Genomic DNA, 21,491 nt, shown 5'->3' with positions numbered 1-21,491 from the left:
GGTCTCAGGACTCGCCTTCGTCGCCGATCAGCAGCCGCACCGCAAGGTCAAGACGTTTGCTGACGTCGGTCGCCGAAGCCCGGCGGGTCAGCCACGCCAACAGGTTGGACAGCCAGACATCCGAGATGACACGGGCGATGTGGTACTGGTCTTCGGTCGGCTCGCCGTCGCTCATGGCGCGCGCGAACATGCTGTCGATGATCTTTTCGACGTGATCGACTTCACCCGCTGCCGAGGCGTCGGCGAACACATAGGCACGTGTCATCGCCTCGGTGAGCAGCGGATTGCGCTGCATAGCCCGGTTCAGCTTGCTGACCATGAAGCTCAGCCGCTGGAACGGTGACCCCCCTGCCACCACCGTCCGGTCGGTCTTGGCGTCGATGCGCTCGAACTCGCGGGCCAGCGCCGACACCAGCAGGTGCACCTTCGACGGGAAGTAGCGGTACAGGGTGCCGACAGCCACGTCGGCGCGATCGGCCACCGCGCGCATCTGCACCGCCTCGTACCCGCCTTTGGACGCGATGGCCATGGTCGCGTCGAGGATCCGCTTGCGACGCTCGCGCTGGGCCTCTGAGCCCAGCTCCGATTCGGCGAGCACTGACACCGGTATCACCTCACGTGGCTGCGAACCCGAACCGCCGGCCGATGATTTCTGCGCTGGCGATGACATGGGTTGGCTAGCTCCTTCCAAGGGCCGTTCTGGGAGAAACGATACGCATCGCTACACTGCGTCGCGCAGCTCGATGTCCCCCAGGACTGCCGCGTGTCCTGCTGCGATGCTGGTCGACTTGACTGGTGATCGCTGGCACTATTAGAACACGTTCTAGTGGGCCGAGAACATTATCAGCGCCCGTTCTTTTGTGACCTTAGGAGCCGACGGTGTCAGCGACCATCACCGACGAACAGTTTGCCGCCCGCGATTTGGTCCGCAGCTGGGCCGCTTCCGCCGGCGCACTTGCGGCTGTTCGAGACGTCGAGCACGGCACCCCGGACGCCTGGCGCCCGGTCTATCGCGGCCTGGCTGAGCTGGGACTGTTCGGTGTCGCCGTCGCCGAAGAGGCCGGCGGTGCCGGCGGGTCGGTCCAGGATTTGTGCGCCATGGTCGAGGAGGCGGCGCGGGCGCTGATCCCCGGGCCCGTCGCGACGACGGCGGTGGCCACCCTGGTGATCACCGATCCCGAGCTGCTCGAAGCCCTGGCCTCCGGCGAGACGACTGCGGGGCTGGCGCTGGCCGGTGATCTGCGCAGAGACGGTGACACGGTGTCGGGCACCGCCGAGTACACCCTCGGTGCCGACACCGCCGGGGCCCTGCTCCTGCCGGTCGGTGATGACGTCGTCGTGGTCGACGCCGCCGCGGACGGGGTGACCGTCGAGCTGCTGGGCGCCACCGATTTCTCCCGCCCGCTGGCGAAGATCACGCTGGACTCCGTTCCCGCCACCGCGCTCGCGGTCTCGAGGCGCCGGTTCGAGGATCTGACCGCCACCGTGCTGGCCGCCGAAACTGCGGGCTTGGCGCGCTGGACGCTGGACACCGCCGTCGAGTACGCGAAGGTGCGCGAGCAGTTCGGCAAGCCGATCGGCAGTTTCCAGGCCATCAAGCACATGTGCGCCGAGATGCTGCTGCGTTCCCAACAGGCCGCCGTGGCCGCCGCCGACGCCGCGGTGGCTGCAGCGGGTGCTGATCAGCAGCAGCTGTCCATCGCCGCCGCGATCGCCGCGGCCATCGGTATCGAGTCGGCGAAGTCCAATGCCAAGGACTGCATCCAGGTGCTCGGCGGCATCGGCATCACCTGGGAACACGACGCGCATCTGTACCTGCGCCGTGCTTACAGCATCGGCCAGATCCTGGGCGGGCGGCCGGCGTGGCTGCGCCGGGTGGCCGCGCTGACGCTGGACGGGGTGCGCCGCGAGTTGCATATCGACCTGGAGTCCGTCGCGCACCTTCAGCCCGAGATCGCCGCCGCCGTCGCCGACGTCGCGAAGCTTCCTGCAGACCAGCGTCAGCCGGCGTTGGCCGACACCGGCCTGCTGGCACCGCACTGGCCCAAGCCTTTCGGCCGCGAGGCCTCGCCGGCCGAGCAGCTGCTCATCGATTCGGAGATGGCCAAGGCCGACGTGCAACGGCCCGATCTGGTGATCGGCTGGTGGGCGGTGCCGACGATCCTGGAGGGCGGCACACCCGAGCAGATCGACAAGTTCGTGCCGGCCACGCTCCGCGGCGAGATCATCTGGTGCCAATTGTTTTCCGAGCCCGGCGCCGGATCGGATCTGGCTGCGCTGCGCACGAAAGCCGTTCGCGTCGAAGGTGGTTGGAAGCTAACCGGCCAGAAGGTGTGGACCTCGGCCGCGCAGAAGGCGCACTGGGGTGTCTGCCTGGCGCGCACCGACGCGGATGCGCCGAAGCACAAGGGAATCACCTACTTCCTCATCGACATGCGCTCGCCGGGCATCGTGGTGCGGCCGCTGCGGGAGATCACCGGTGACGAGCTGTTCAACGAAGTCTTCTTCGACGACGTTTTCGTTCCGGACGACATGGTGGTCGGCACCGTCAACGACGGTTGGCGGTTGGCGCGCACCACGTTGGCCAATGAGCGGGTCGCGATGGCGCAGGGCACCGCACTGGGCAATCCGGTGGAAGAGATGCTGCGGTCGGTCGCCGAACGCGAGCTGGACACCGCGCTGCTGGACCAGACGGCCAAGCTGATTTTGTCCGCGCAAGCCGGCTCACTACTCGATCAGCGCATCGCCCAGTTGGCTGTCGGTGGACACGAGACCAGCGCAGAAGCCAGCGCCCGCAAGCTGATCGGGGTTCGGCACCGTCAAGCGCTGGCCGAGTTCCGCCTGGAACTGTCGGAGTCGGGGGGCTTGGTCGTCGACCGGTTCGTGCACGACTTCCTCAACACCCGCTGCCTGACGATTGCCGGTGGCACCGAGCAGATCCTGCTCACCATGGCCGGCGAGCGGCTGCTGGGCTTGCCGCGCTAGGGCATTGGTGAGTGTGCGGTTTCATCCGCAACACGCCGCGGTTGGCGTAGCAGGACGCACACTCGCGCGACGCAAACGCTGCTAGGAGAACCGCGGCTGAGCACAGGTACTCGGCGAAGTGATGTTCACCCCGCTGTAGACCACCTGAACATGCGCGCACACGATCACGGTTCCCTCGGTTCGTGGCTGACCCGTGGAATAGTCTGTGGGCCATATGGTTCCGGTGGTCACGTACTTGTCCGGTGGACCGCCGCCGAAGTAGATCGTGGTGATGACGTCTGGTCCGCCCTCTTTGAACACCTTGGTGAACGGGCCGCCGTTGGCTTTCACATCGAGGTAGGTGGTCCGGTCCAGCGAACGCACCTCGGTGCTTTGCCGGGCCCACAGATCGTCCGGAAATCCGGTGATCCCTTCGGGCGTGCGCAGATTGGTGGCGGTATAGAACTGGCACGTCTTGGCCGCGACGGAACAGTCCACCCGCGTGTGCATTTCGAGCTGGGTGGTCTCGTCGATCGGGAATGACGTGTCAGCGGTGTCGACGGCGGCTGCGGCCGGCGGTGCGAGGCCGATCGCCAGACCCGCCGCGGCGACCGTGCCCATCAGCCGAGGAAGCGCCATGTTGTGGTGTCCCATCTTCTGCGATCGTCCCCCGACACCTCATGACAACGTAGCGCCGCCCTACTCGTCGTAGGTGACTTCGACCGAATCGGACGTCGGCCGCGCCTGGCAGGCCAGAATCAGGCCTTCCTCGATGTCACTGGGTTCCAGCACATCGTTGATGTCCATCTCGACGTCGCCGCTGCGCTTCACCACCGCGCACGCCCCGCAATGGCCCTCTCGGCAGGAGAACGGCACGTCGAGTCCCTTGTCGAGGAGGACGTCGAGCAGCTTCGCGCTGCGCGGCCACGAGACTGTGTGGGTTTGCCCGTCGAGTTCCACGACGGCGCTGGCCGGCGGTTCGTCACCCTCGTCGGTGATCTTCACCGCGGCGAAGGGATCGGTGTCCAGCGAGCGGAACACCTCGATGTGCACCTGCTTGGCCGGCACCTCCAGCGACTCCAGGGCTTGCTCGGCGGCCTGCATGAACGGCCCCGGCCCGCAGATGAATGCCTGCCGGTCGGTGTAGGGGGCCATCAGCTTGGTCAACGCCCCGGTGCTGGGCAGCCCCTGCACCGACTCCAGCCAGTGCACGATCGTGAGCCGATCGGGGTATTTGGCGGCGAGGTCGCGCAGCGTGCTGCCGAAGATGACCGAACGCTCGTCGCGGTTGGCGTAGAGCAGCGTCACCTGGCCGCTGCCCTCCGAGAGCGCCGATTTGCAGATCGCGAGCATCGGGGTGATCCCGCTGCCCGCCGCGATCAGCAGGAAATCGGCGTCGAGGGTCTTGGGCACGAAGGTGCCCGACGGGGCCAGCACGTGGATCTTCATGCCCCGGTGGGCGTGGTCGCACAGCCAGTTCGATGCGTATCCGTCGGCGGTGCGCTTGACGGTGACGGTCAGGGCGTCGTCGGTGAACGGCGAGCTGCACAGCGAGTAGCAGCGCGCCACCGAACCAGTCCGATCGCTGGGAATGCGCAGAGTCAGGAACTGACCGGGGGCGTAGCGCAGGCGATCGGCCGGGATGTCGGCACCCGCGGGCACGCCGAACACCAGTGATCGCGAGTCGTCGGTCTCGTCGACCACGTCGGTCACTTCCAGCTCGAGCACGTGGCTGCCCAGCGGCTCGTCGGGTGGAACCTGCGTCACGGTGTTTTAGCCTTCCTCCGCCTAACTAGAACAGGTTACAGAAATCGCTTTCCATATCGCTACCAGCCGCAGGCTCGCCGTGCTCGACACAAATCGTAACGTGTTCTAGTCTTGGGTCCAGCACCACACTCTGGGAGGCATGCAGTGACGTCTATTCAACAGCGTGACGCGGAGGCGGTTCTCACCGGCATCGATGAATTGCTGCCCAAGCTCCGCGAGCGCGCTCAGGAGACCGAGGACCTGCGTCGGATTCCCGACGCCACCATCGCCGAACTCGATGAAGTCGGCTTCTTCAAGCTGCTGCAGCCCGAGCAGTGGGGCGGCCTGCAGACCGACCCGACGGTGTTCTACGAGGCGGTTCGCCGCCTGGCCAGCGCGTGCGGGTCGACCGGTTGGGTGTCGGGCATCCTCGGTGTGCACAACTGGCACCTGGCGCACTTCGATCAACAGGCCCAGGAAGACGTGTGGAGCGCCGATCCGACCGTCCGGATCTCCTCGTCGTACGCGCCGATGGGTGCCGGCGTGGTGACCGAGGCCGGCGACGGCTACATCGTCAACGGCGCCTGGCACTGGTCATCGGGCTGCGACCACGCCACGTGGACGTTCGTCGGTGGCCCGGTGATCAAGGACGGCCGGCCGGTCGACTTCGGCAGCTTTCTGGTGCCGCTCGGCGACTACCGCATCGAGGACGACTGGCACGTGGTGGGCCTCAAGGGCACCGGCAGCAACACGCTGGTCATGAAGGACGTGTTCGTGCCGCGGCACCGGTTCACCTCGTTCAAGGCGATGGGCGACCTGACTTCGCCGGGCCTGCAGACCAACACCGCGCCGGTGTACAGGATGCCTTGGGGCACCATGCATCCCACGACGATATCCACCCCGATCGTCGGCATGGCCTACGGCGCGTACGCCGCCCACGTCGAGCACCAGGGCAAGCGGGTGCGCGCCGCCTACGCCGGCGAGAAGGCCAAGGACGACCCGTTCGCCAAGGTCCGCATCGCTGAGGCGTCCAGTGATATCGACGCGGCGTGGACCCAGCTGTCGGGCAACCTCGCCGCCGAGTACGCGCTGTTGCTGGCCGGCGAAGAGATTCCGCTGGAGCTGCGGGCCAAGGCTCGCCGGGACCAGGTGCGCGCCACCCAGCGCGCGATCGCGTCCGTCGACCGCCTCTTCGAGAGTGCCGGAGCTACCGCGTTGGGTACCGACACTCCGCTGCAACGGTTCTGGCGTGACGCACATGCCGGCCGGGTGCACGCCGCCAACGACGCCGAACGCGCCTACGTGATGTTCGGCAACCAGGAATTCGGGCTGCCGCTCGGCGACACGATGGTCTAATCGGTTCGGGCAGACTGACGATCGACTTTTCTCGGAGGGGAAGCATGACGCTAAAGGCGCTCGGCTACATGCGAATTGAGGCCACCGATGTGGCGGCCTGGCGCGACTTCGGCACCAAGGTGCTCGGCATGGTGGAGGGTGACGGGGCCATCGCCGACGCGCTGTACCTGCGGATGGATGAATTCGCCGCTCGCCTGGTGATCGTGCCCGGCGAGAAGGACCGGTTGCTGGTCTCCGGCTGGGAGGTCGCCGATGCGGCCGCGCTGCAGGACCTGCGCGAGACCCTGGCCAAGGCGGGCGTCGACTTCACCGAAGGAACCCGCGAGGAGAAGTCCGAGCGTCGGGTCGAGGGTCTGATCCGGTTCAACGATCCCGCCGGCAACGTCCTGGAGGCGTTCCACGGCGCGCAGTACCTGGGCCGCCGCTTCGTCAGCCCGTACGGCCACAAGTTCGTCACCGCTGAACAGGGCCTGGGACACGTGGTGCTCACCTGCGACGACGACGCCGCCGCGCAGGCGTTCTACCAAGACGTGCTCGGCTTCCGGCTGCGTGATTCGATGAGCCTGCCCCCGGAAATCGCGGGCAGGCCGGCCGACGGCGACCCGGTCTGGCTGCGGTTCTACGGCTGCAACCCGCGCCACCACGCGCTGGCATTCATGCCGATGCCCAATCCGACCGGCATCGTGCATCTGATGGTCGAGGTGGAGAACTCCGACGACGTGGGCCTGTGCCTGGACCGTGCGTTACGTCGCAAGGTCAAGATGTCGGCCACCCTGGGCCGGCACACCAATGACAAGATGTTGTCCTTCTACATGAAGACTCCGGGCGGCTTCGACGTCGAATTCGGTTGCGAGGGACTGGAAGTCGACGACAAGGACTGGATCGCCCGGGAGAGCACCGCGGTCAGCCTCTGGGGCCACGACTTCTCCGTCGGGTTCAAGTAGCCGATGGCCTCCTCGGAGATCGACCCACGCACGTTCCGCCACGTGCTGGGGCAGTTCTGCACCGGCATCACGATCATCACGACGGTGCACGACGACACTCCAATCGGCTTTGCCTGTCAGTCGTTCGCGGCGCTGTCCCTCGAGCCGCCACTGGTGCTGTTCTGCCCGACCAAGCTGTCCCGATCCTGGGCGGCTATCGAGGCCAGCGGAAAGTTCTGCGTCAACGTCCTGCATGAGAAGCAGAAGGACGTGTCGGCGAGATTCGGATCGAAGGAACCGGACAAGTTCGCCGGAATCGACTGGAGCTTAAGCCCGCTCGGCTCACCGGTGATCGACGGCACCTTGGCCCACATCGATTGCACCGTGCATTCCGTGCACGACGGCGGTGACCACTTTGTGGTGTTCGGCGCCGTGCACTCGCTATCTGAGGTGCCGAAGAAGAAACCGCGACCGCTGCTGTTCTACCGCGGCGAGTACACCGGTATCGAGCCGGACAAGAACAGCCCGGCGCAGTGGCGCGACGACCTCGACGCGTTCCTCACCACGACCACCACCGATACCTGGCTCTAGCTGTGCCCGTCGACGAACTCGACGATCACCGCTGCCACCTCCCGGTGCACCGTCTCGTTCAGGATGTCGTGATGCGCACCCGGAAACTCCTGCAGCCGTAGCGGTTCGATCTGCTCGGCGTAGGCGCGCAGTGCGCTCACCGGTGCGATCGGATCGAGCTCACCGTGGATGGCCAGCGTCGGGACGGCCAGCTTCGGCAACTCGGCGCCGAAGTGATCCCAGGCCCGGTCGAGTTCGCGCGCCAGGGCGCCGCCGTCAGCGTCGACGAATGCCAGCGGGTCGTTCTCCAGCGAGTCCAGGTAGAACGGGTCGCCCGACAGCCAGCCCGGGTTGAGCTCGACTGCGTCGCCGCCGAGCAGCTCGGGGACTGGCACCAGGGGTGCTCCCGAAATCACCGCCGCGGTATACCGTTTCGGATCCTTCAGCAGCCGGAACAGTGTGACCACCGAACCGAACGAATGCCCCTGGGCGATCAGCGGGATTCCGGGCGTGCGCTGTTCGGCCAGTTCGGTGAGCGAATCGGCCAGCGCCGAGCTGTCCTCGATCGACCCGAAGTCGCCGCGCTCGCCCGGGGAAAGTCCGTGACCGAATTGGTCGACTGCCCACAGGTCGATGCCGGCGGCGTTGAGGGCAAAACCCAGCCGGTGATAGACGCCGGTGTGCTCGCCGAATCCGTGCAGGAAGATGACCGCCGCGTGTGGTTCGGCGGCGGCCCAGTGCCGGTAATAGGCGCGGCCGTGGTCATGGTCGATGAAGGGCATGTCCTGACTGCACCAGCTTCGGCAGTGTCGCGCAACAGTTTCGCTCAGTGCGCGCCGGTGGCCAGTTGGGTTCAGTGAGCGCTCAGGTTTGGCGACTCTTAGAAAGACTGCTTCCTGAACGCTCAATCAATGAGCCGAACCCCCGGCGAGCACCGGCATTGCGCCCATGTCGACGGGCGCGAATACTCAGCGACGTGTGGCTGCCGTCACATGTGGGCATAGGGCTTACCGAGGAGGGATCTCCGATGAGCGTGACCGGTGTGGCGAGCGGCCTGCGTAAGGTCGTCGTCGCCTCGATGGCAGGCACCGTCGTGGAGTGGTATGAGTTCTTCCTCTACGGCACGGCTGCCACACTGGTGTTCAACAAGATCTTTTTCGCCAAGGGCACGAGCGACCTCGACGCGATCCTCGCCGCCTTCATCACGTATGCGGTCGGGTTCGCGGCCCGCCCGCTCGGCGGGATTGTCTTCGGGCATTTCGGGGACAAGTACGGTCGCAAGAAGCTGTTGCAGTTCAGTCTGGTGTTGGTCGGCGCGTCGACGTTCTTGATGGGCTGCCTGCCGACGTTCAGTCAGATCGGTTACTGGGCGCCCGCGCTTCTGGTGGTCCTGCGTTTTCTGCAGGGCTTTGCCGTTGGCGGAGAGTGGGGCGGGGCGGTCCTGCTGGTCGCCGAACACAGTCCCAACCGGGAGCGTGGATTCTGGGCCAGTTGGCCGCAGGCCGGCGTACCCGTAGGCAACATTCTCGCCACCGTGGTGCTGCTGACGTTGACCACGACGCTGTCCGAAACTGCGTTCCTGTCGTGGGGTTGGCGGGTCGGCTTCTGGTTGTCGGCGGTGGTGGTCCTGGTGGGCTACTACATCCGCACCAAGGTCACCGACGCCCCGATCTTCGTCGAGGCGCAACGGGAGGCCGAGCAGATCAAGGCCACCTCGTACGGTGTCGTCGAGGTCGTCAAGCGTTATCCGCGTGGCGTTTTCACCGCCATGGGGCTGCGCGTCGCGGAGAACATCATGTACTACCTGGTGGTCACCTTCTCGATCACGTATCTCAAGGTGCAGGTGCACGCCGACACCAGCGACATCTTGTGGTGGCTCTTGGCAGCGCACGCTGTGCATTTCGTGGTGATCCCGTACGCCGGACGGATGTCGGACCGCTTCGGGCGCAAACCGGTCTACCTGATCGGCGCGCTCGGCGCCGGCACGTGGGGCTTCTTCGCATTCCCGATGATGAACAGCGGGCACTACCTGTTGATCATGAGTTCGATCATTCTCGGCTTGGTCATCCATGCGCTGATGTACGCCCCGCAGCCGGCGCTGATGGCCGAGATGTTCCCGACTCGTATGCGCTATTCCGGTGTATCCCTTGGCTATCAGGTCACCGCGATCTTCGCCGGGTCGTTGGCACCGATCATCGCGGTGAAGCTGCTGGAGGCCTACAAGTCGGCGGTGCCGATCGCCATCTATCTGGCCGCCGCCGCGGTGATCACCCTCATCGCGCTGGCGTTTGCACGAGAGACCAAGGGCATCGACCTCGCCGACATCGACAGCGCCGACGCGCAGCGTGATGGTAGGTCGACGTCCGCGACGGCGTCGGCATGACGGCACTGGATGGGCGCGCTGCTCTGGTCACCGGGGCGGCCAGCGGTATCGGCGCGGCGTGTGCGCGCGAACTGGCCGCCCGCGGGGCGAAGGTCACCGTCGCCGACATCGACGGCCCCGGAGCCACCGCGCTGGCCGGTGAGATCGGCGGAAAGGCCTGGGAGGTCGACCTTCTCGATGTGACGGCGTTGGAGGAGCTGCACTTGGAGTTCGACATCTTGGTCAACAACGCCGGGTTGCAGGTCATCGACGCGATCGTGGACTATCCGCCGGAGAAATTTCGCATGCTGCTCGCGCTGATGGTGGAGGCGCCGTTCCTGCTCGTGCGCGCCACTCTGCCGACGATGTACGAGCGTGGGTTCGGCAGGATCATCAACATCTCGTCCATCCACGGGCTGCGCGCCTCGGAGTTCAAGGTCGCATACGTCACGGCCAAGCATGCCCTGGAGGGGCTGTCCAAGGTTACCGCGCTCGAGGGCGGTCCGCGCGGTGTCACCAGTAATTGCGTGAATCCGGGCTATGTGCGAACGCCGTTGGTGACCAAGCAGATTACCGACCAGGCCCGGACCCACGGGATCGACGAGCAGGAAGTGCTGGAGACGATCCTGCTCAGCGAGAGTGCGATCAAGCGGCTGGTGGAACCCGAGGAGGTTGCCGATTTGGTCGGCTGGCTTGCGTCGCCCGCCGCGGCGATGGTGACCGGCGCGTCGTACACGATGGACGGCGGCTGGAGCGCCCGCTAGCGACGGACTGGTTGCACACTCAATGCCCTCAATGCACAGTCGCCAGCCAGGGACCGAGCCTGCGCAGCGCATCGTCGATGTCGCTCGTCGGTCCCGCGAACGACAGCCGCACGAACGACCCGCCGCGCACGGTGTCGAAGTCGATACCCGGGGCGATCGCCAATCCGGTGTCAGCCAACAGTTTTTCGCAGAAGCCCAACGAGTCCGAGGTGAAGTCGGAGACGTCTGCGTAGACGTAGAACGCGCCGTCGGTGGGCGCCAGCCGGGTCAGGCCGATCTCCCGCAACCCGGTCAGCAGCCGCTCCCGATTGGCCGCGTAGTGGTGTAGATGGCCTTCGCATTCCGCGATCGACTCAGGCGTGAACGCCGCCACCGCGGCGAATTGCGGCAGCACCGGCGGACAGATCGTGAAGTTGCCAGTGAGGCAGTCGACTGCGCGACGCAACTCCTGCGGCACCAGCAGCCAGCCCAGCCGCCAGCCTGTCATCGCGAAATACTTCGAAAAGCTATTCGCCACAACGGCATTGCGCGATGTCTGCCATGCACACGAGGTTTGCGGCGCACCCGGATAGACGAGCCCGTGGTACACCTCGTCGCTGATCAGCCGGGCGCCGGTCTGGTCGCACCACGTCGCGATCGCCGCGAGCTCCTCCGGCGGGATCACCGTGCCGGTGGGATTGGCCGGGCTCGCGACAATCACACCCTGCACCGGCGGGTCCAGTTCGGCCAGCATCTGCACCGTCGGCTGAAAGCGGGTCTGCGGCCCGCACGGGAGCTCCACCACCTCACAGCCCAGCGCGGACAGGATGTTGCGGTAGCAGGGATAACCGGGGCTGGCGATGGCGACGCGGTCACCGGCGTCGAAGCACGCCAGGAATGCCAGCAGAAAGCCGCCCGACGAGCCGGTGGTCACCACCACATCGTCGGCGCTCACGTCCAGGCCGTACCGGTCGGCGTAGGAACCCGCGATCGCCTGCCGCAATTCCGGGATGCCCAGCGCGACGGTGTAGCCCAGCTGGTTGGCCTCCAGCGCAGCCGCGGCGGCCGCGCGCACCGGCTCGGGCGCGCCGACGCTGGGCTGTCCGGCCGACAGGTTCACCAGATCGCCGTGGGTCCGCTGCCGCTCCGCGGCGGCCAGCCACACGTCCATCACATAGAACGGTGGGATTCCGGCTCGCAGGGCAACGCGGTTGTTCACCTGACTCAGGCTAAAGCACCTCGGATTCGAGCTGGCGCAGTTGGTCGCCGACCGAGCCGAGCAGCTGGCCGCTGCCGTGCGCCCGCTTGAAGTACAGCTGGATGTCGTGCTCCCAGGTGATCGCGATACCGCCGTGCATCTGGATCGCTTCGCCCGCTACCTTCGTGAACGCCTCGGTCGCGGCCAGCCGGGCCAGCGCCGCCGATGTCGGCGACGGTGCGGCGATGGCGTCGTTGACGACGGCGCGGGCGGACTGCACCGCGACGTACAGGTCGGCCATCCGGTGCTTGAGCGCCTGGAAGCTGCCGATCGCCCGGCCGAATTGCACCCGTTCTTTGGTGTAGTCGACGGTGAGCTCCAGGCAACGCGACGCCGCGCCGATCTGCTCGGCCGCCAACAGGATTGCCGCGGTGTCGGCCAGTCCCGGATCGGTGCCGATCGCCGCGGTGGATCCGGCGGTGAGCCGGGCCAGTCGCCGCGTGGGGTCCATGGTCGTCACCGCTTCGGCGGTGACGTCACTCCAGCGGCTCAGCGCACCACCGTCGACCGCGATCACCACGTCGGCCACGTCACCGTTGACCACGTAGCCCGGGTCGAACACCACCGCACCGATCGACTCCCCGGCGGCGAGCTGTTCGAGCGCGTCGCTGTCGGGTTCGTCGGCGGCCAGCAGGGCCAGCTCGGCCAGCGTCGTACCGAGTAGCGGCGTCGGGACCAGGCCGCGACCCAGTTCCTCGAGAACTGCTGCGGCGTCGGCCAATTCACCACCGGCGCCACCGAGCTCCTCGGGCACCACCAGAGCGGCGACACCGACCTGCTCACACAGCTTCGACCACAGCGATTCGTCGTAGCCCCGATCGGATTCCATCGCTTCGCGCACCGCGGCGGGTGAGGCGTGCTTCTCGACCAGTGCCGCGACGGTGTCACGGAGCATCTGCCGTTCTTCGATCGATGTCATGCCAGTGCCTCCAGCACTCGACGGCGATGGCTGGTCGGATCACCCCACGCCGAATGCAGTGCCTGCACCCGCAACAGCCACAACGACAGGTCGTGTTCGGACGTGAAGCCGATGGCGCCGTGGGTCTGCAGCGAGGACCGCGCGGACAGCAGTGCCGCGTCTGAAGCGGCGGCCTTTGCGGCGCTGACATCCCGTGCGGTGTCGGGCGATCCGTCGGCCAGCGACAGCGCCGCGCCGTAGACCAGCGGACGGGCCAGTTCGACCGCGATGTGAACGTCGGCGAGTTTGTGCTTGATCGCCTGGTAGCTGCCGATGATCCGGCCGAATTGGCTGCGCTGCTTGGCGTATTCGACCGACATGTCCAGCATCGCCTGGGCGGCGCCGACGAGCTGGGCCGCGGTTGCCAACGCGCCGAACTCGTAGGCGCGGGCGACGTCGGCGTCCCGGTTGTCTCCGGCGGTGACGTCGAAGAGCGTTCGGCTGGGGTCGACGGAGGAGTGCCCGTCACCGACGGTGGCATCACTGACGGAGCCGTCCTGGGCCAACAGGGTCAATCCGGCGAAGTCGGCGTTGACCGCGCGTGGCACCGACGGCGGCAGCGCGACCGTCGCGATCAGTTCTCCGGCGGCCAGTGCGGCCGAACGGTCATCGTCTGCCAGCAGAACCGGTGCCACCGCAATGGATTCCGCGACCGGACCGGGCACATTCCAGCGGCCGAGCCGCTCGAGTGCGACCACCAGGTCGACGGGGTGGGCCTCGATGCCGTCGTACTTCTCCGCGACCGCCAGGGCGGTGACGCCCAGGTCGGTCAGTGCCGACCATATCTTGCGGCCGGGTGCGGTGTCACCCTGCGCCCACGCCCGCACCGCGCCGGGGACGTCGGCGGCCCCCAAAGCGGCGTCGATACTGGCGGCGAAGTCCCGATGCTGTTCGTCGAGTGTGAATTTCATTTCTTCCCGGCGCTCTCTCTCGGCAGCCCGAGCAGCCGCTCGGCGATGATGTTGCGCTGAATCTCGTTGGTACCGGCGTAGATCGGGCCGCCCAGCGCGAAGAGCAGACCCTCGGTCCAGGCATCGGTCAGCTCGGCGTCGGCCCCGCGGAGTTCCAGTGCGGTCTGGTGCAGGGCGACATCGAGATCCGACCAGAACACCTTGGTGACCGAGGATTCGGCGCCCAGTTCGCCACCGGCAGCGATCCGGGTGACGGTGCCGAAGGTGTGCAGTCGATACGCCTGCGCCTTGATCCAGGCATCGGCGACCCGGTCGGCGAACGCCGGGTCGGCGCCGCGGCTGTGCCATTCGGACGCCAGCCGCTCGGCCGGTGCGAGGAAGCGCGCCGGGCTGCGCAGCGACATGCCGCGCTCGTTGCTCGACGTGCTCATCGCCGCGCGCCAGCCGTCATGCACAGCGCCGATCACGTCGGCGTCGGGCACGAAGACGTTGTCCAGGAACACTTCTCCGAATCCGGTGTCGCCGCCGAGCTGGGCGATGGGCCGGACGGTCACCCCGTCGGCCTTGAGGTCGAACATGAAGTAGGTCAACCCGCGATGACGTTCGGCGCTGGGGTCGGAGCGGAACAGACCGAAAGCCCGGTCGCCGAACGGTGCCCGGCTGCTCCAAATCTTCTGACCGTTGAGCAGCCAGCCGCCGTCGGTCTGGGTTGCCGAGGACCGCAGCGACGCCAGGTCGCTGCCGGACTCCGGCTCCGACCAGGCCTGCGCCCAAATCTCCTCGCCGCTGGCCATTTTGGGCAGGATTCGGTCGAGTTGCTCCTCGGTACCGTGCGCGAACAGCGTGGGCCCCAGCATCGAGGTGCCGTTGGCGCTGGCCCGGCCGGGCGCGCCGGCGCGGAAGTACTCTTCCTCGTAGACCACCCACTGCAGCAGGGTGGCGTCGCGGCCGCCGTACTTCTCCGGCCACGTCACCACCGACAGGCCGGCGTCGAACAGGATGCGGTCCCACCGCCGGTGCTGTTCGAACCCTTCGGCGTTGTCGTAGGACTTCGTCGGGAACGAGTCTTTGTTGGCCGCCAGGAAGCTCCGCACTTCGTTGCGGAACTCTTCGGTGGCGTCGTCGTAGCTGAGATCCATCAAACCATCTCTCGCAGTGTGGGTTTGACCACTTTGCCGCCGGGGTTTCGTGGTAGTGATTCCACGAATACCACCGAGCGCGGGGTCTTGAAATTGGCCAGGTGCTTCTTGGTGTAGTCGATCACGGCCTGCTCGTCGAGATCGCTGTCGGGGCGGCGCACGATGAACGCGCGCCCAACCTCGCCGAGACGTTGGTCGGGCACGCCGATGACCGCGGAGTCGGCGACGCCCTCGAGCCGAGCCAGCACCTGTTCGATCTCGGCGGGGTAGACGTTGAATCCGCCGCAGATGTACATGTCCTTGAGCCGGTCGGTGATGCGCAGATTTCCGGCGTTGTCGACGGTGCCGACGTCACCGGTGTGCAGCCAGCCGTCGGCGTCGATCGCCGCCGACGTGGCGGCCGGATCGTCGAGGTAGCCGAGCATCACATTGGGTCCGCGCAACAGGACTTCGCCTGCACTAGTGTCGTCCGGTGCGTCGATGCGCAGCTCGAAGTCGGCGATCGGACGCCCGCAGGTGGTGGCGACGGTGACCGCGTCGTCGTCGGCGCGGCACATGGTGCCGAACCCGTTGGCTTCGGTGAGGCCGTATGCGGTGAGCACGATGTCGAAGTCGAGCTCGGCCTGCATGCGTTCGATCAGCACGACGGGCACCGTCGCCGCGCCGGTCACCGCGAACCGCAGTGAGCGCAGGTCGTACTGCTTGCGGGCCGGGTGGTCCAACAGCGTCTGGAAGATGGTCGGTGGTCCGGGCACCACGGTGATGCGTTTCTCGGCGATCACCCGCATGGCCTGTTCGGGGTCGAACGTCAGCTGGGGGATCAGCGTGGCACCGGTCTGCAGGCAGGCCAGAATGCCGGCCTTGTAGCCGAAGTTGTGGAAGAACGGGTTGATGCACAGGTAGCGGTCGGCGCTGGTGAGCTGGCCGCATTCGGCCCACGCCGCCGGGGCGGCCAGTGATTGCCGGTGGGCGCAGAGCACACCTTTGCTGCGGCCGGTGGTGCCCGAGGTGAACAGGACATCGGAGGGGTCGTCGGGGCGCACCGCGGCGGCGCGGGCGTCGACCTCCGACAGCGGAACCTGCGGCCCAGCGATGAACTCGTCCCAGGTTCCAGCCGAGCCGGTGTTGTCTGAGTCGACCGGGATGCGCACGATGTGGCGCAGCGCCGGCAGGGCACCTCGATCCAGGTCGCCCACCCGGTCAGCGCCGAGGAACCGGCCCATGCCGAAGAGCAGCGGCGCCTTGGTGCGGGCCAGGATGTCGGAGGCCTCGTCGGCGGTGTAGCGAGTGTTCAACGGCACCATCACCGCACCGGCGTAGTGGATGGCCAGGCAGGCGATCACCCAGTGCCAGGTGTTCGGTGACCAGATCGCGACCTTGTCGCCGGGCTGCACCCCGAGCCCGACGATGGCGGCGGCCGCCCGGCGGACCTCGTCGCGCAGTTCACCGAACGTGAACGAGCGATCGTCGGTGATCAGGGCGTCGTGGTCGGCGAAATCGAGTGCCATCCGGTCCAGCACCGCGGGTGTGGTGCGCGGGGCGCTCGTCATCGAGACTCCTAAGGCTTGATACCCGGCGGATCACCACCGGGCTAACAAAGCAAGTGCTTGGTAGGTTAGCCTACAAGGGTGATCACGGTCGAGGAGTTCCGGGCGGAGGTCCGCGAGTGGCTGGCCGACAATCTCGTCGGTGAATACGCCGCGCTCAAGGGACTCGGTGGCCCGGGGCGCGAGCATGAAGCCTACGAGGAGCGGCTGGCCTGGAACCGGCATCTCGCCGCGGCGGGCCTGACCTGCCTGGGCTGGCCGGTCGAGCACGGCGGTCGCGGCCTGTCGGTCGCCCACCGGGTGGCGTTCTACGAGGAGTACGCGAAGGCTGACGCCCCCGACAAGGTCAACCACTTCGGTGAGGAACTGCTGGGGCCCACGCTGATCGCATTCGGCACTCCCGAACAACAGCAGCGGTTCCTGCCGAAGATCCTCGACGTCACGGAGCTGTGGTCGCAGGGCTACTCCGAACCCGGTGCGGGCAGCGACCTGGCCAACGTGGCCACCTCCGCTGTGCTGGACGGCGACGAGTGGGTGATCAACGGCCAAAAGGTGTGGACCTCCCTGGCGCACTGGGCACAGTGGTGCTTCGTGGTGGCCCGCACCGAGAAGGGGTCCAAGCGGCATGCCGGCCTGTCGTTCCTGCTCGTGCCGCTCGATCAGCCCGGGGTGGAGATCCGCCCGATCATCCAGCTGACCGGTGACTCGGAGTTCAACGAGGTCTTCTTCACCGACGCCCGTACCGACGCGAGCCTGGTCGTGGGCGAGCCGGGCGACGGCTGGCGGGTGGCGATGGGATTGCTGACTTTCGAGCGTGGTGTGTCCACCCTCGGCCAGCAGATCCGTTATGCCCGTGAGCTTTCCGGCATCGCCGAGCTGGCCAGGACCACTGGCGCCATTGACGACCCGCTGATCCGTGAGCGGCTCGCCCGGTCCTGGGCGGGCCTGCAGACCATGCGGTCCTACGCATTGGCGACCATGGACGTCGAACAACCCGGCCAAGATAACGTGTCAAAGCTGTTGTGGGCGAACTGGCACCGCGATCTCGGCGAATTGGCCATGGACATCAAGGGCCGCTCCGGACTGCTGCTGGAAGACGGCGAGTTCGACGAGTGGCAGCGGCTGTTCCTCTTCTCGCGTGCTGACACAATCTACGGCGGGTCCAATGAGATCCAGCGCAACATCATCGCCGAGCGGGTGCTCGGCCTTCCGCGAGAGGTGAAGGGCTAGTGGCGCCACTGTCGGACGTGCCTGAGGAGATCGACGGCCACGGCCTGCTCACCGGCAAGGTCGTCGTCGTGACCGCCGCCGCGGGCACTGGCATCGGATCGTCGACGGCGCGGCGCGCGCTGCTCGAAGGTGCCGACGTCGTGGTCTCCGACCACCACGAACGGCGACTGGGCGAAACCCGGGACCAGCTGGCCGAATTGGGCCTCGGCAGGGTCGAGGCCGTGGTGTGCGACGTCACCTCCACCGCCCAGGTCGACGCGCTGATCGCGTCCACCACCGCACGGCTGGGTCGCCTCGACGTCCTGGTCAACAATGCGGGGCTCGGCGGTGAAACCCCGGTCATCGATATGACCGACGAAGACTGGGACCGGGTGCTCAATGTGACGCTGACGTCGGTGATGCGGGCGACCCGCGCCGCGTTGCGGTACTTCCGCGACGCCGGCCACGGCGGGGTCATCGTCAACAACGCCAGCGTCCTCGGGTGGCGGGCCCAACACTCGCAGTCCCATTACGCCGCAGCCAAGGCCGGCGTGATGGCGCTGACCCGTTGCAGCGCAATCGAAGCCGTCGAATTCGGAGTGCGCATCAACGCGGTGTCTCCGAGCATCGCGCGGCACAAGTTCCTCGAGAAAGTCAGCTCGACCGACCTGCTCGACCGCCTCTCCGAGGGTGAGGCATTCGGTCGCGCCGCCGAGCCCTGGGAGGTGGCTGCCACCATCGCCTTCCTGGCCAGCGACTACTCGAGTTACCTGACCGGCGAAGTAATTTCGGTATCGAGCCAGCGAGCGTGACAGAGCAGCCGGTCAGTCGCCGCGACGAGCTTCTGGTGCTCGCCGCGACGATGTTCGCCGAACGCGGCCTGCGTGCGACGACCGTGCGCGACATCGCCGACTCGGCGGGCATTCTGTCCGGCAGCCTCTATCACCACTTCAAGAGCAAGGAGCAGATGGTCGAGGAGGTCCTGCGTGACTTCCTGGACTGGCTGTTCGACCGCTACCAGCAGATCATCACCACCGAGCCCAATCCGCTGGAGCGACTCAAGGGCCTGTTCATGACGTCCTTCGAGGCGATTGAAGACCGGCACGCGCAGGTGGTGATCTACCAGGACGAAGCCAAGCGGCTGACGACTCTGCCGCAATTCGATTTCGTCGAAGCGCGCAATAAAGAACAGCGCAAGATGTGGCTCGACCTGCTCAACTCCGGCGTCGAGCAGGGCTACTTCCGGCCCGATATAGACGTCGACGTGGTGTACCGGTTCATCCGGGATACCACGTGGGTTTCCGTGCGCTGGTATCAACCGGGTGGCCCGCTGACGGCCGAAGAAGTTGGCCGCCAATACCTTTCCATCGTCCTCGGCGGAATAGCCGCCGCAAAGTAAGGAGATCGACATGGCCCCCGCTTCACAGGCATACGTCATCGACGCCGTGCGCACGGCGGTAGGCAAGCGCAACGGATCGCTGGCCCACGTTCATCCCATCGATCTCGGCGTGGTGGCGTTCCGGGGCATCTTCGACCGGGTCGATGTGGACCCGGGCGCCGTCGAGGACGCGATCGTCGGTTGCCTGGACACCATCGGCCCGCAGGCGGGCAACATCGGCCGCAACACTTGGCTGGCCGCCGGTTTCCCCGAAGAGGTCCCCGGCGTCACCGTCGACCGGCAGTGCGGTTCGAGCCAGCAGGCGATCTCCTTTGGTGCGCAAGCCATCATGGCCGGCACCGCGGACCTCATCTTGGCCGGCGGCATGCAGAACATGAGCCGCATCCCGATCTCGTCGGCGATGACCGTCGCCGAGCAGTTCGGCTTCACCTCGCCGACCAACGAGTCCGAGAACTGGCTGCACCGTTACGGCGACCAGGAGATCTCACAGTTCCGGGGTGCCGAGATGATCGCCGAGAAGTGGGGCCTGTCCCGTGAGGAGATGGAGGAGTTCTCCCTCGGCAGCCACAACAAGGCGTTCGCGGCAATCCGTAACGGCAACTTCGAGAACGAGATCGTCCCGGTCGGCGACTTCCGCACCGATGAGGGCCCGCGTGAGTCGAGCCTGGAGAAGATGGCCGGCCTGAAGACACTGCGCGACGGCGGCCGGCTGACCGCGGCGATGGCCAGCCAGATCTCCGACGGGGCGAGTGCGGTGCTGCTGGCCAGCGATCAGGCTGTCAAGGACCACAAGCTGACCCCGCGCGCTCGCATCCATCACATCAGCGCCCGCGGCGCCGACCCGGTGTACATGCTCACCGGCCCGATCCCGGCGACGAAGTACGCGCTCGACAAGGCCGGCCTGACGATCGACGACATCGACGTCGTCGAGATAAACGAGGCCTTCGCGCCGGTGGTGATGGCCTGGCTCAAGGAGACCAAGGCCGACCCGGAGAAGGTCAATCCCAACGGCGGCGCGATCGCGCTGGGGCACCCGCTGGGCGCCACCGGCGCCAAGCTGTTCACCACCATGCTCAACGAGCTCGAGCGTCGCGGTGGCCGCTACGGGCTGCAGACGATGTGCGAAGGCGGCGGCACCGCCAACGTCACGATCATCGAACGTCTCTGAGCGGCTTACTGTTTCGCTGACTGTGCGATTTCATCCGCGACGCGCCGTCGCGTGCGTATGGGATCGCACAGTCGGCGGTCGTCAGTGGTCGTGGAGGACGACTCCACGAATGTTGCGGCCGGCGAGCATATCGTCGTAGGCGTTGTTGATCTCACCCAGCTTGTACTCGTGAGTGACGGTCTCGTCGAGCAGCAGCTTGCCCTCGCGGTAGAGGCTGAGCAGCTTCGGGATGTCGGCGCGCGGGTTGGCCTGCCCGTAGAGGCTGCCCAGCAGACGCTTCTGGAAGAGCGTGAACATCGTCATCGGCAGTACCGGCGTCACATCGGTCATCGCCGCCAATGCGGTGAGCACCACGGTGCCGCCCTTGCTGACGAGTTCCAGCGCATCGTTGATCATCTCGCCTTTGACCAGCCCGACGGTCAGCAGCGCGGAGTCGGCCATCACCCCCTTGGTCAGCTCCCGGACCAGCTCGGTGCCTTCTGCGATCGAGGTCGCGAAGTGGGTGGCACCGAACAGAAAAGCTTTGTCCCGCTTGCTTTCCACGATGTCGATCACGACGATCTTCTCCGCACCGGCCAGCCGCGCGCCCTGGATCGCGCCGCTGCCGATGCCGCCGCAGCCGATCACCACGACGGTGTCACCCGGCCGAACGTCGGCGGTGTTGACCGCCGACCCCCAGCCGGTGGTGACGCCGCAGCCGAGCAGGCAGGCCCGGGTCAGCGGGATGTCGTCGTCAATCTTCACCAGTGACGCCTCGGGCACCGTGCCGTAGGGAGCGAAGGTGCCCAATCCGATTGCGGCGAAGATGTCTTGGCCGCGCGCATGCCGGCGGAATGTGCCGTCGGGCTGAAGCCCGGTGAGGATTTCGGCACCCATGTCGCACAGGTTCGACTTGCCGGTCGCGCACCAGCGGCAGCGTCCGCAGGCGGGGAGGAACGCGGCGACAATATGGTCGCCGACCTTCAGGTCGCGGACCCCGGGTCCGACCTCCTGCACGACGCCGGCTCCCTCGTGGCCGCCGATCAGTGGAATGGGAGCGACCAGGTCACCGTCGCGGATGTGGTGATCGGAGTGGCACAGGCCGGTGGCTTCGAACGAGACGAGAACCTCGCCCTCCTTGGGCGGATCAAGCTCGACTTCTTCGACGCTCCAGTCTTGCCCGTACTCCCACAGGATCGCGGCATTCATTTTCATGGTGCACAACCTATGACGCCGTTGCCGTCCGCGACGGCGATTGA

General features: G+C 66.6%; 20 protein-coding genes. 10 read left to right on the top strand and 10 right to left on the bottom strand.

Annotated features, from left to right (window positions below; all coding sequences use genetic code 11):
* Positions 1 to 4: 4 nt before the first annotated feature.
* The gene (gene kstR / locus AB431_RS26570) at positions 5 to 604 is read right to left on the bottom strand and encodes a cholesterol catabolism transcriptional regulator KstR (protein WP_162489464.1); all 600 of its coding nucleotides are present in this window, start codon (positions 602 to 604) and stop codon (positions 5 to 7) included.
* A gap of 275 nt (positions 605 to 879) precedes the next feature.
* Here kstR and AB431_RS26565 point away from each other — a divergent pair, with 275 nt between their 5' ends.
* Complete coding sequence (locus AB431_RS26565) at positions 880 to 2,985, top strand: acyl-CoA dehydrogenase (RefSeq protein ID WP_047332465.1); 2,106 nt, start codon at positions 880 to 882, stop codon at positions 2,983 to 2,985.
* An 81-nt stretch (positions 2,986 to 3,066) separates the two neighbouring features.
* Here AB431_RS26565 and AB431_RS26560 read toward each other — a convergent pair whose 3' ends face one another.
* Positions 3,067 to 3,618, bottom strand: coding sequence for a hypothetical protein (locus tag AB431_RS26560; RefSeq protein ID WP_369802948.1), 552 nt, complete (start codon positions 3,616 to 3,618; stop codon positions 3,067 to 3,069).
* Positions 3,619 to 3,663: 45 nt separating this feature from the next.
* The gene (locus tag AB431_RS26555; RefSeq protein WP_047332464.1) at positions 3,664 to 4,731 is read right to left on the bottom strand and encodes a ferredoxin--NADP reductase; all 1,068 of its coding nucleotides are present in this window, start codon (positions 4,729 to 4,731) and stop codon (positions 3,664 to 3,666) included.
* Positions 4,732 to 4,875: 144 nt separating this feature from the next.
* On the opposite strand from AB431_RS26555, the gene hsaA reads away from it, so the two are divergent.
* From hsaA to hsaB, 3 genes are read left to right on the top strand one after another with little or no spacing between them, the layout of a single operon-like run.
* Positions 4,876 to 6,066 (top strand): 3-hydroxy-9,10-secoandrosta-1,3,5(10)-triene-9,17-dione monooxygenase oxygenase subunit, encoded by a 1,191-nt coding sequence (gene hsaA / locus AB431_RS26550; protein ID WP_047332463.1) that lies wholly within the window; start codon positions 4,876 to 4,878, stop codon positions 6,064 to 6,066.
* Positions 6,067 to 6,110: 44 nt separating this feature from the next.
* Positions 6,111 to 7,010, top strand: a complete 900-nt coding sequence (gene hsaC, locus AB431_RS26545; RefSeq protein WP_047332462.1) for an iron-dependent extradiol dioxygenase HsaC — start codon at positions 6,111 to 6,113, stop codon at positions 7,008 to 7,010.
* 3 nt (positions 7,011 to 7,013) lie between these two features.
* Entirely contained in the window at positions 7,014 to 7,580 is a 567-nt protein-coding gene (gene hsaB, locus AB431_RS26540; protein WP_047332461.1) for a 3-hydroxy-9,10-secoandrosta-1,3,5(10)-triene-9,17-dione monooxygenase reductase subunit, read from the top strand.
* Here hsaB and AB431_RS26535 read toward each other — a convergent pair.
* Positions 7,577 to 8,341: an alpha/beta fold hydrolase gene (locus AB431_RS26535; RefSeq protein WP_047332460.1), complete on the bottom strand. Its 765-nt coding sequence runs from the start codon at positions 8,339 to 8,341 to the stop codon at positions 7,577 to 7,579. The two genes, hsaB and AB431_RS26535, sit on opposite strands and share 4 nt — an antisense overlap.
* A gap of 245 nt (positions 8,342 to 8,586) precedes the next feature.
* Here AB431_RS26535 and AB431_RS26530 point away from each other — a divergent pair, with 245 nt between their 5' ends.
* Complete coding sequence (locus tag AB431_RS26530) at positions 8,587 to 9,942, top strand: MFS transporter (RefSeq protein WP_047332459.1); 1,356 nt, start codon at positions 8,587 to 8,589, stop codon at positions 9,940 to 9,942.
* The gene (locus AB431_RS26525) at positions 9,939 to 10,685 is read left to right on the top strand and encodes a 3-hydroxybutyrate dehydrogenase (RefSeq protein ID WP_047332458.1); all 747 of its coding nucleotides are present in this window, start codon (positions 9,939 to 9,941) and stop codon (positions 10,683 to 10,685) included. Before AB431_RS26530 ends, AB431_RS26525 begins: the two co-directional genes overlap by 4 nt.
* A 28-nt stretch (positions 10,686 to 10,713) precedes the next feature.
* Here AB431_RS26525 and AB431_RS26520 read toward each other — a convergent pair whose 3' ends face one another.
* The 5 genes from AB431_RS26520 to fadD3 are packed head-to-tail and all read right to left on the bottom strand — an operon-like array spanning position 10,714 to position 16,480.
* Positions 10,714 to 11,883, bottom strand: coding sequence for a pyridoxal phosphate-dependent aminotransferase (locus AB431_RS26520; RefSeq protein WP_047332457.1), 1,170 nt, complete (start codon positions 11,881 to 11,883; stop codon positions 10,714 to 10,716).
* A gap of 10 nt (positions 11,884 to 11,893) precedes the next feature.
* A complete protein-coding gene (locus tag AB431_RS26515) occupies positions 11,894 to 12,841 on the bottom strand; it encodes an acyl-CoA dehydrogenase family protein (RefSeq protein ID WP_047332456.1) in 948 nt (315 codons plus the stop codon).
* On the bottom strand, positions 12,838 to 13,791 hold the full coding sequence (locus tag AB431_RS26510; protein WP_047332455.1) for an acyl-CoA dehydrogenase: 954 nt from the start codon (positions 13,789 to 13,791) through the stop codon (positions 12,838 to 12,840). The genes AB431_RS26515 and AB431_RS26510 overlap by 4 nt, the downstream gene beginning before the upstream one ends.
* The gene (locus tag AB431_RS26505; protein ID WP_047332454.1) at positions 13,788 to 14,930 is read right to left on the bottom strand and encodes an acyl-CoA dehydrogenase family protein; all 1,143 of its coding nucleotides are present in this window, start codon (positions 14,928 to 14,930) and stop codon (positions 13,788 to 13,790) included. Before AB431_RS26505 ends, AB431_RS26510 begins: the two co-directional genes overlap by 4 nt.
* Positions 14,930 to 16,480 carry a 3-((3aS,4S,7aS)-7a-methyl-1,5-dioxo-octahydro-1H-inden-4-yl)propanoate--CoA ligase FadD3 gene (gene fadD3 / locus AB431_RS26500; protein ID WP_047332453.1) on the bottom strand — a complete coding sequence of 517 codons (1,551 nt, stop codon included), beginning with the start codon at positions 16,478 to 16,480 and terminating at the stop codon, positions 14,930 to 14,932. Before fadD3 ends, AB431_RS26505 begins: the two co-directional genes overlap by 1 nt.
* Before the next feature lie 78 nt (positions 16,481 to 16,558).
* Between fadD3 and ipdE1 the strand changes: the two genes are divergently transcribed.
* Genes ipdE1 through fadA6 form a run of 4 tightly spaced genes read left to right on the top strand, consistent with a single transcriptional unit; the run spans position 16,559 to position 20,253 of the window.
* Complete coding sequence (gene ipdE1, locus AB431_RS26495) at positions 16,559 to 17,707, top strand: acyl-CoA dehydrogenase IpdE1 (protein WP_047332452.1); 1,149 nt, start codon at positions 16,559 to 16,561, stop codon at positions 17,705 to 17,707.
* 8 nt (positions 17,708 to 17,715) lie between these two features.
* Positions 17,716 to 18,498, top strand: a complete 783-nt coding sequence (ipdF, locus tag AB431_RS26490) for a (5R,7aS)-5-hydroxy-7a-methyl-1-oxo-2,3,5,6,7,7a-hexahydro-1H-indene-carboxyl-CoA reductase (RefSeq protein WP_200902792.1) — start codon at positions 17,716 to 17,718, stop codon at positions 18,496 to 18,498.
* Positions 18,495 to 19,085 (top strand): TetR family transcriptional regulator KstR2, encoded by a 591-nt coding sequence (gene kstR2, locus AB431_RS26485; RefSeq protein ID WP_047332450.1) that lies wholly within the window; start codon positions 18,495 to 18,497, stop codon positions 19,083 to 19,085. Before ipdF ends, kstR2 begins: the two co-directional genes overlap by 4 nt.
* A 10-nt stretch (positions 19,086 to 19,095) precedes the next feature.
* On the top strand, positions 19,096 to 20,253 hold the full coding sequence (gene fadA6 / locus AB431_RS26480; protein ID WP_047332449.1) for a steroid 3-ketoacyl-CoA thiolase FadA6: 1,158 nt from the start codon (positions 19,096 to 19,098) through the stop codon (positions 20,251 to 20,253).
* An 81-nt stretch (positions 20,254 to 20,334) separates the two neighbouring features.
* On the opposite strand, the gene AB431_RS26475 is transcribed toward fadA6, so the two are convergent.
* Positions 20,335 to 21,447 carry an NDMA-dependent alcohol dehydrogenase gene (locus tag AB431_RS26475; RefSeq protein WP_047332448.1) on the bottom strand — a complete coding sequence of 371 codons (1,113 nt, stop codon included), beginning with the start codon at positions 21,445 to 21,447 and terminating at the stop codon, positions 20,335 to 20,337.
* Positions 21,448 to 21,491 lie beyond the last annotated feature (44 nt).

This window comes from Mycobacterium sp. EPa45 (assembly GCF_001021385.1).
Taxonomy (GTDB): domain Bacteria; phylum Actinomycetota; class Actinomycetes; order Mycobacteriales; family Mycobacteriaceae; genus Mycobacterium.
Note: the sequence above shows the minus strand (reverse complement) of the source record. Positions and strands in the feature narration are given on the sequence as shown.

Bases quoted from the DNA above. Each gene is read 5' to 3' on its own strand.
- AB431_RS26560 (WP_369802948.1), bottom strand. From the start codon at position 3,618: ATGGGACACCACAACATGGCGCTTCCTCGGCTGATGGGCACGGTCGCC.
- hsaC (WP_047332462.1), top strand. From the start codon at position 6,111: ATGACGCTAAAGGCGCTCGGCTACATGCGAATTGAGGCCACCGATGTG.
- hsaB (WP_047332461.1), top strand. From the start codon at position 7,014: ATGGCCTCCTCGGAGATCGACCCACGCACGTTCCGCCACGTGCTGGGG.
- AB431_RS26535 (WP_047332460.1), bottom strand. From the start codon at position 8,341: ATGCCCTTCATCGACCATGACCACGGCCGCGCCTATTACCGGCACTGG.
- AB431_RS26530 (WP_047332459.1), top strand. From the start codon at position 8,587: ATGAGCGTGACCGGTGTGGCGAGCGGCCTGCGTAAGGTCGTCGTCGCC.
- AB431_RS26525 (WP_047332458.1), top strand. From the start codon at position 9,939: ATGACGGCACTGGATGGGCGCGCTGCTCTGGTCACCGGGGCGGCCAGC.
- AB431_RS26515 (WP_047332456.1), bottom strand. From the start codon at position 12,841: ATGACATCGATCGAAGAACGGCAGATGCTCCGTGACACCGTCGCGGCA.
- AB431_RS26510 (WP_047332455.1), bottom strand. From the start codon at position 13,791: ATGAAATTCACACTCGACGAACAGCATCGGGACTTCGCCGCCAGTATC.
- AB431_RS26505 (WP_047332454.1), bottom strand. From the start codon at position 14,930: ATGGATCTCAGCTACGACGACGCCACCGAAGAGTTCCGCAACGAAGTG.
- fadD3 (WP_047332453.1), bottom strand. From the start codon at position 16,480: ATGACGAGCGCCCCGCGCACCACACCCGCGGTGCTGGACCGGATGGCA.
- fadA6 (WP_047332449.1), top strand. From the start codon at position 19,096: ATGGCCCCCGCTTCACAGGCATACGTCATCGACGCCGTGCGCACGGCG.
- AB431_RS26475 (WP_047332448.1), bottom strand. From the start codon at position 21,447: ATGAAAATGAATGCCGCGATCCTGTGGGAGTACGGGCAAGACTGGAGC.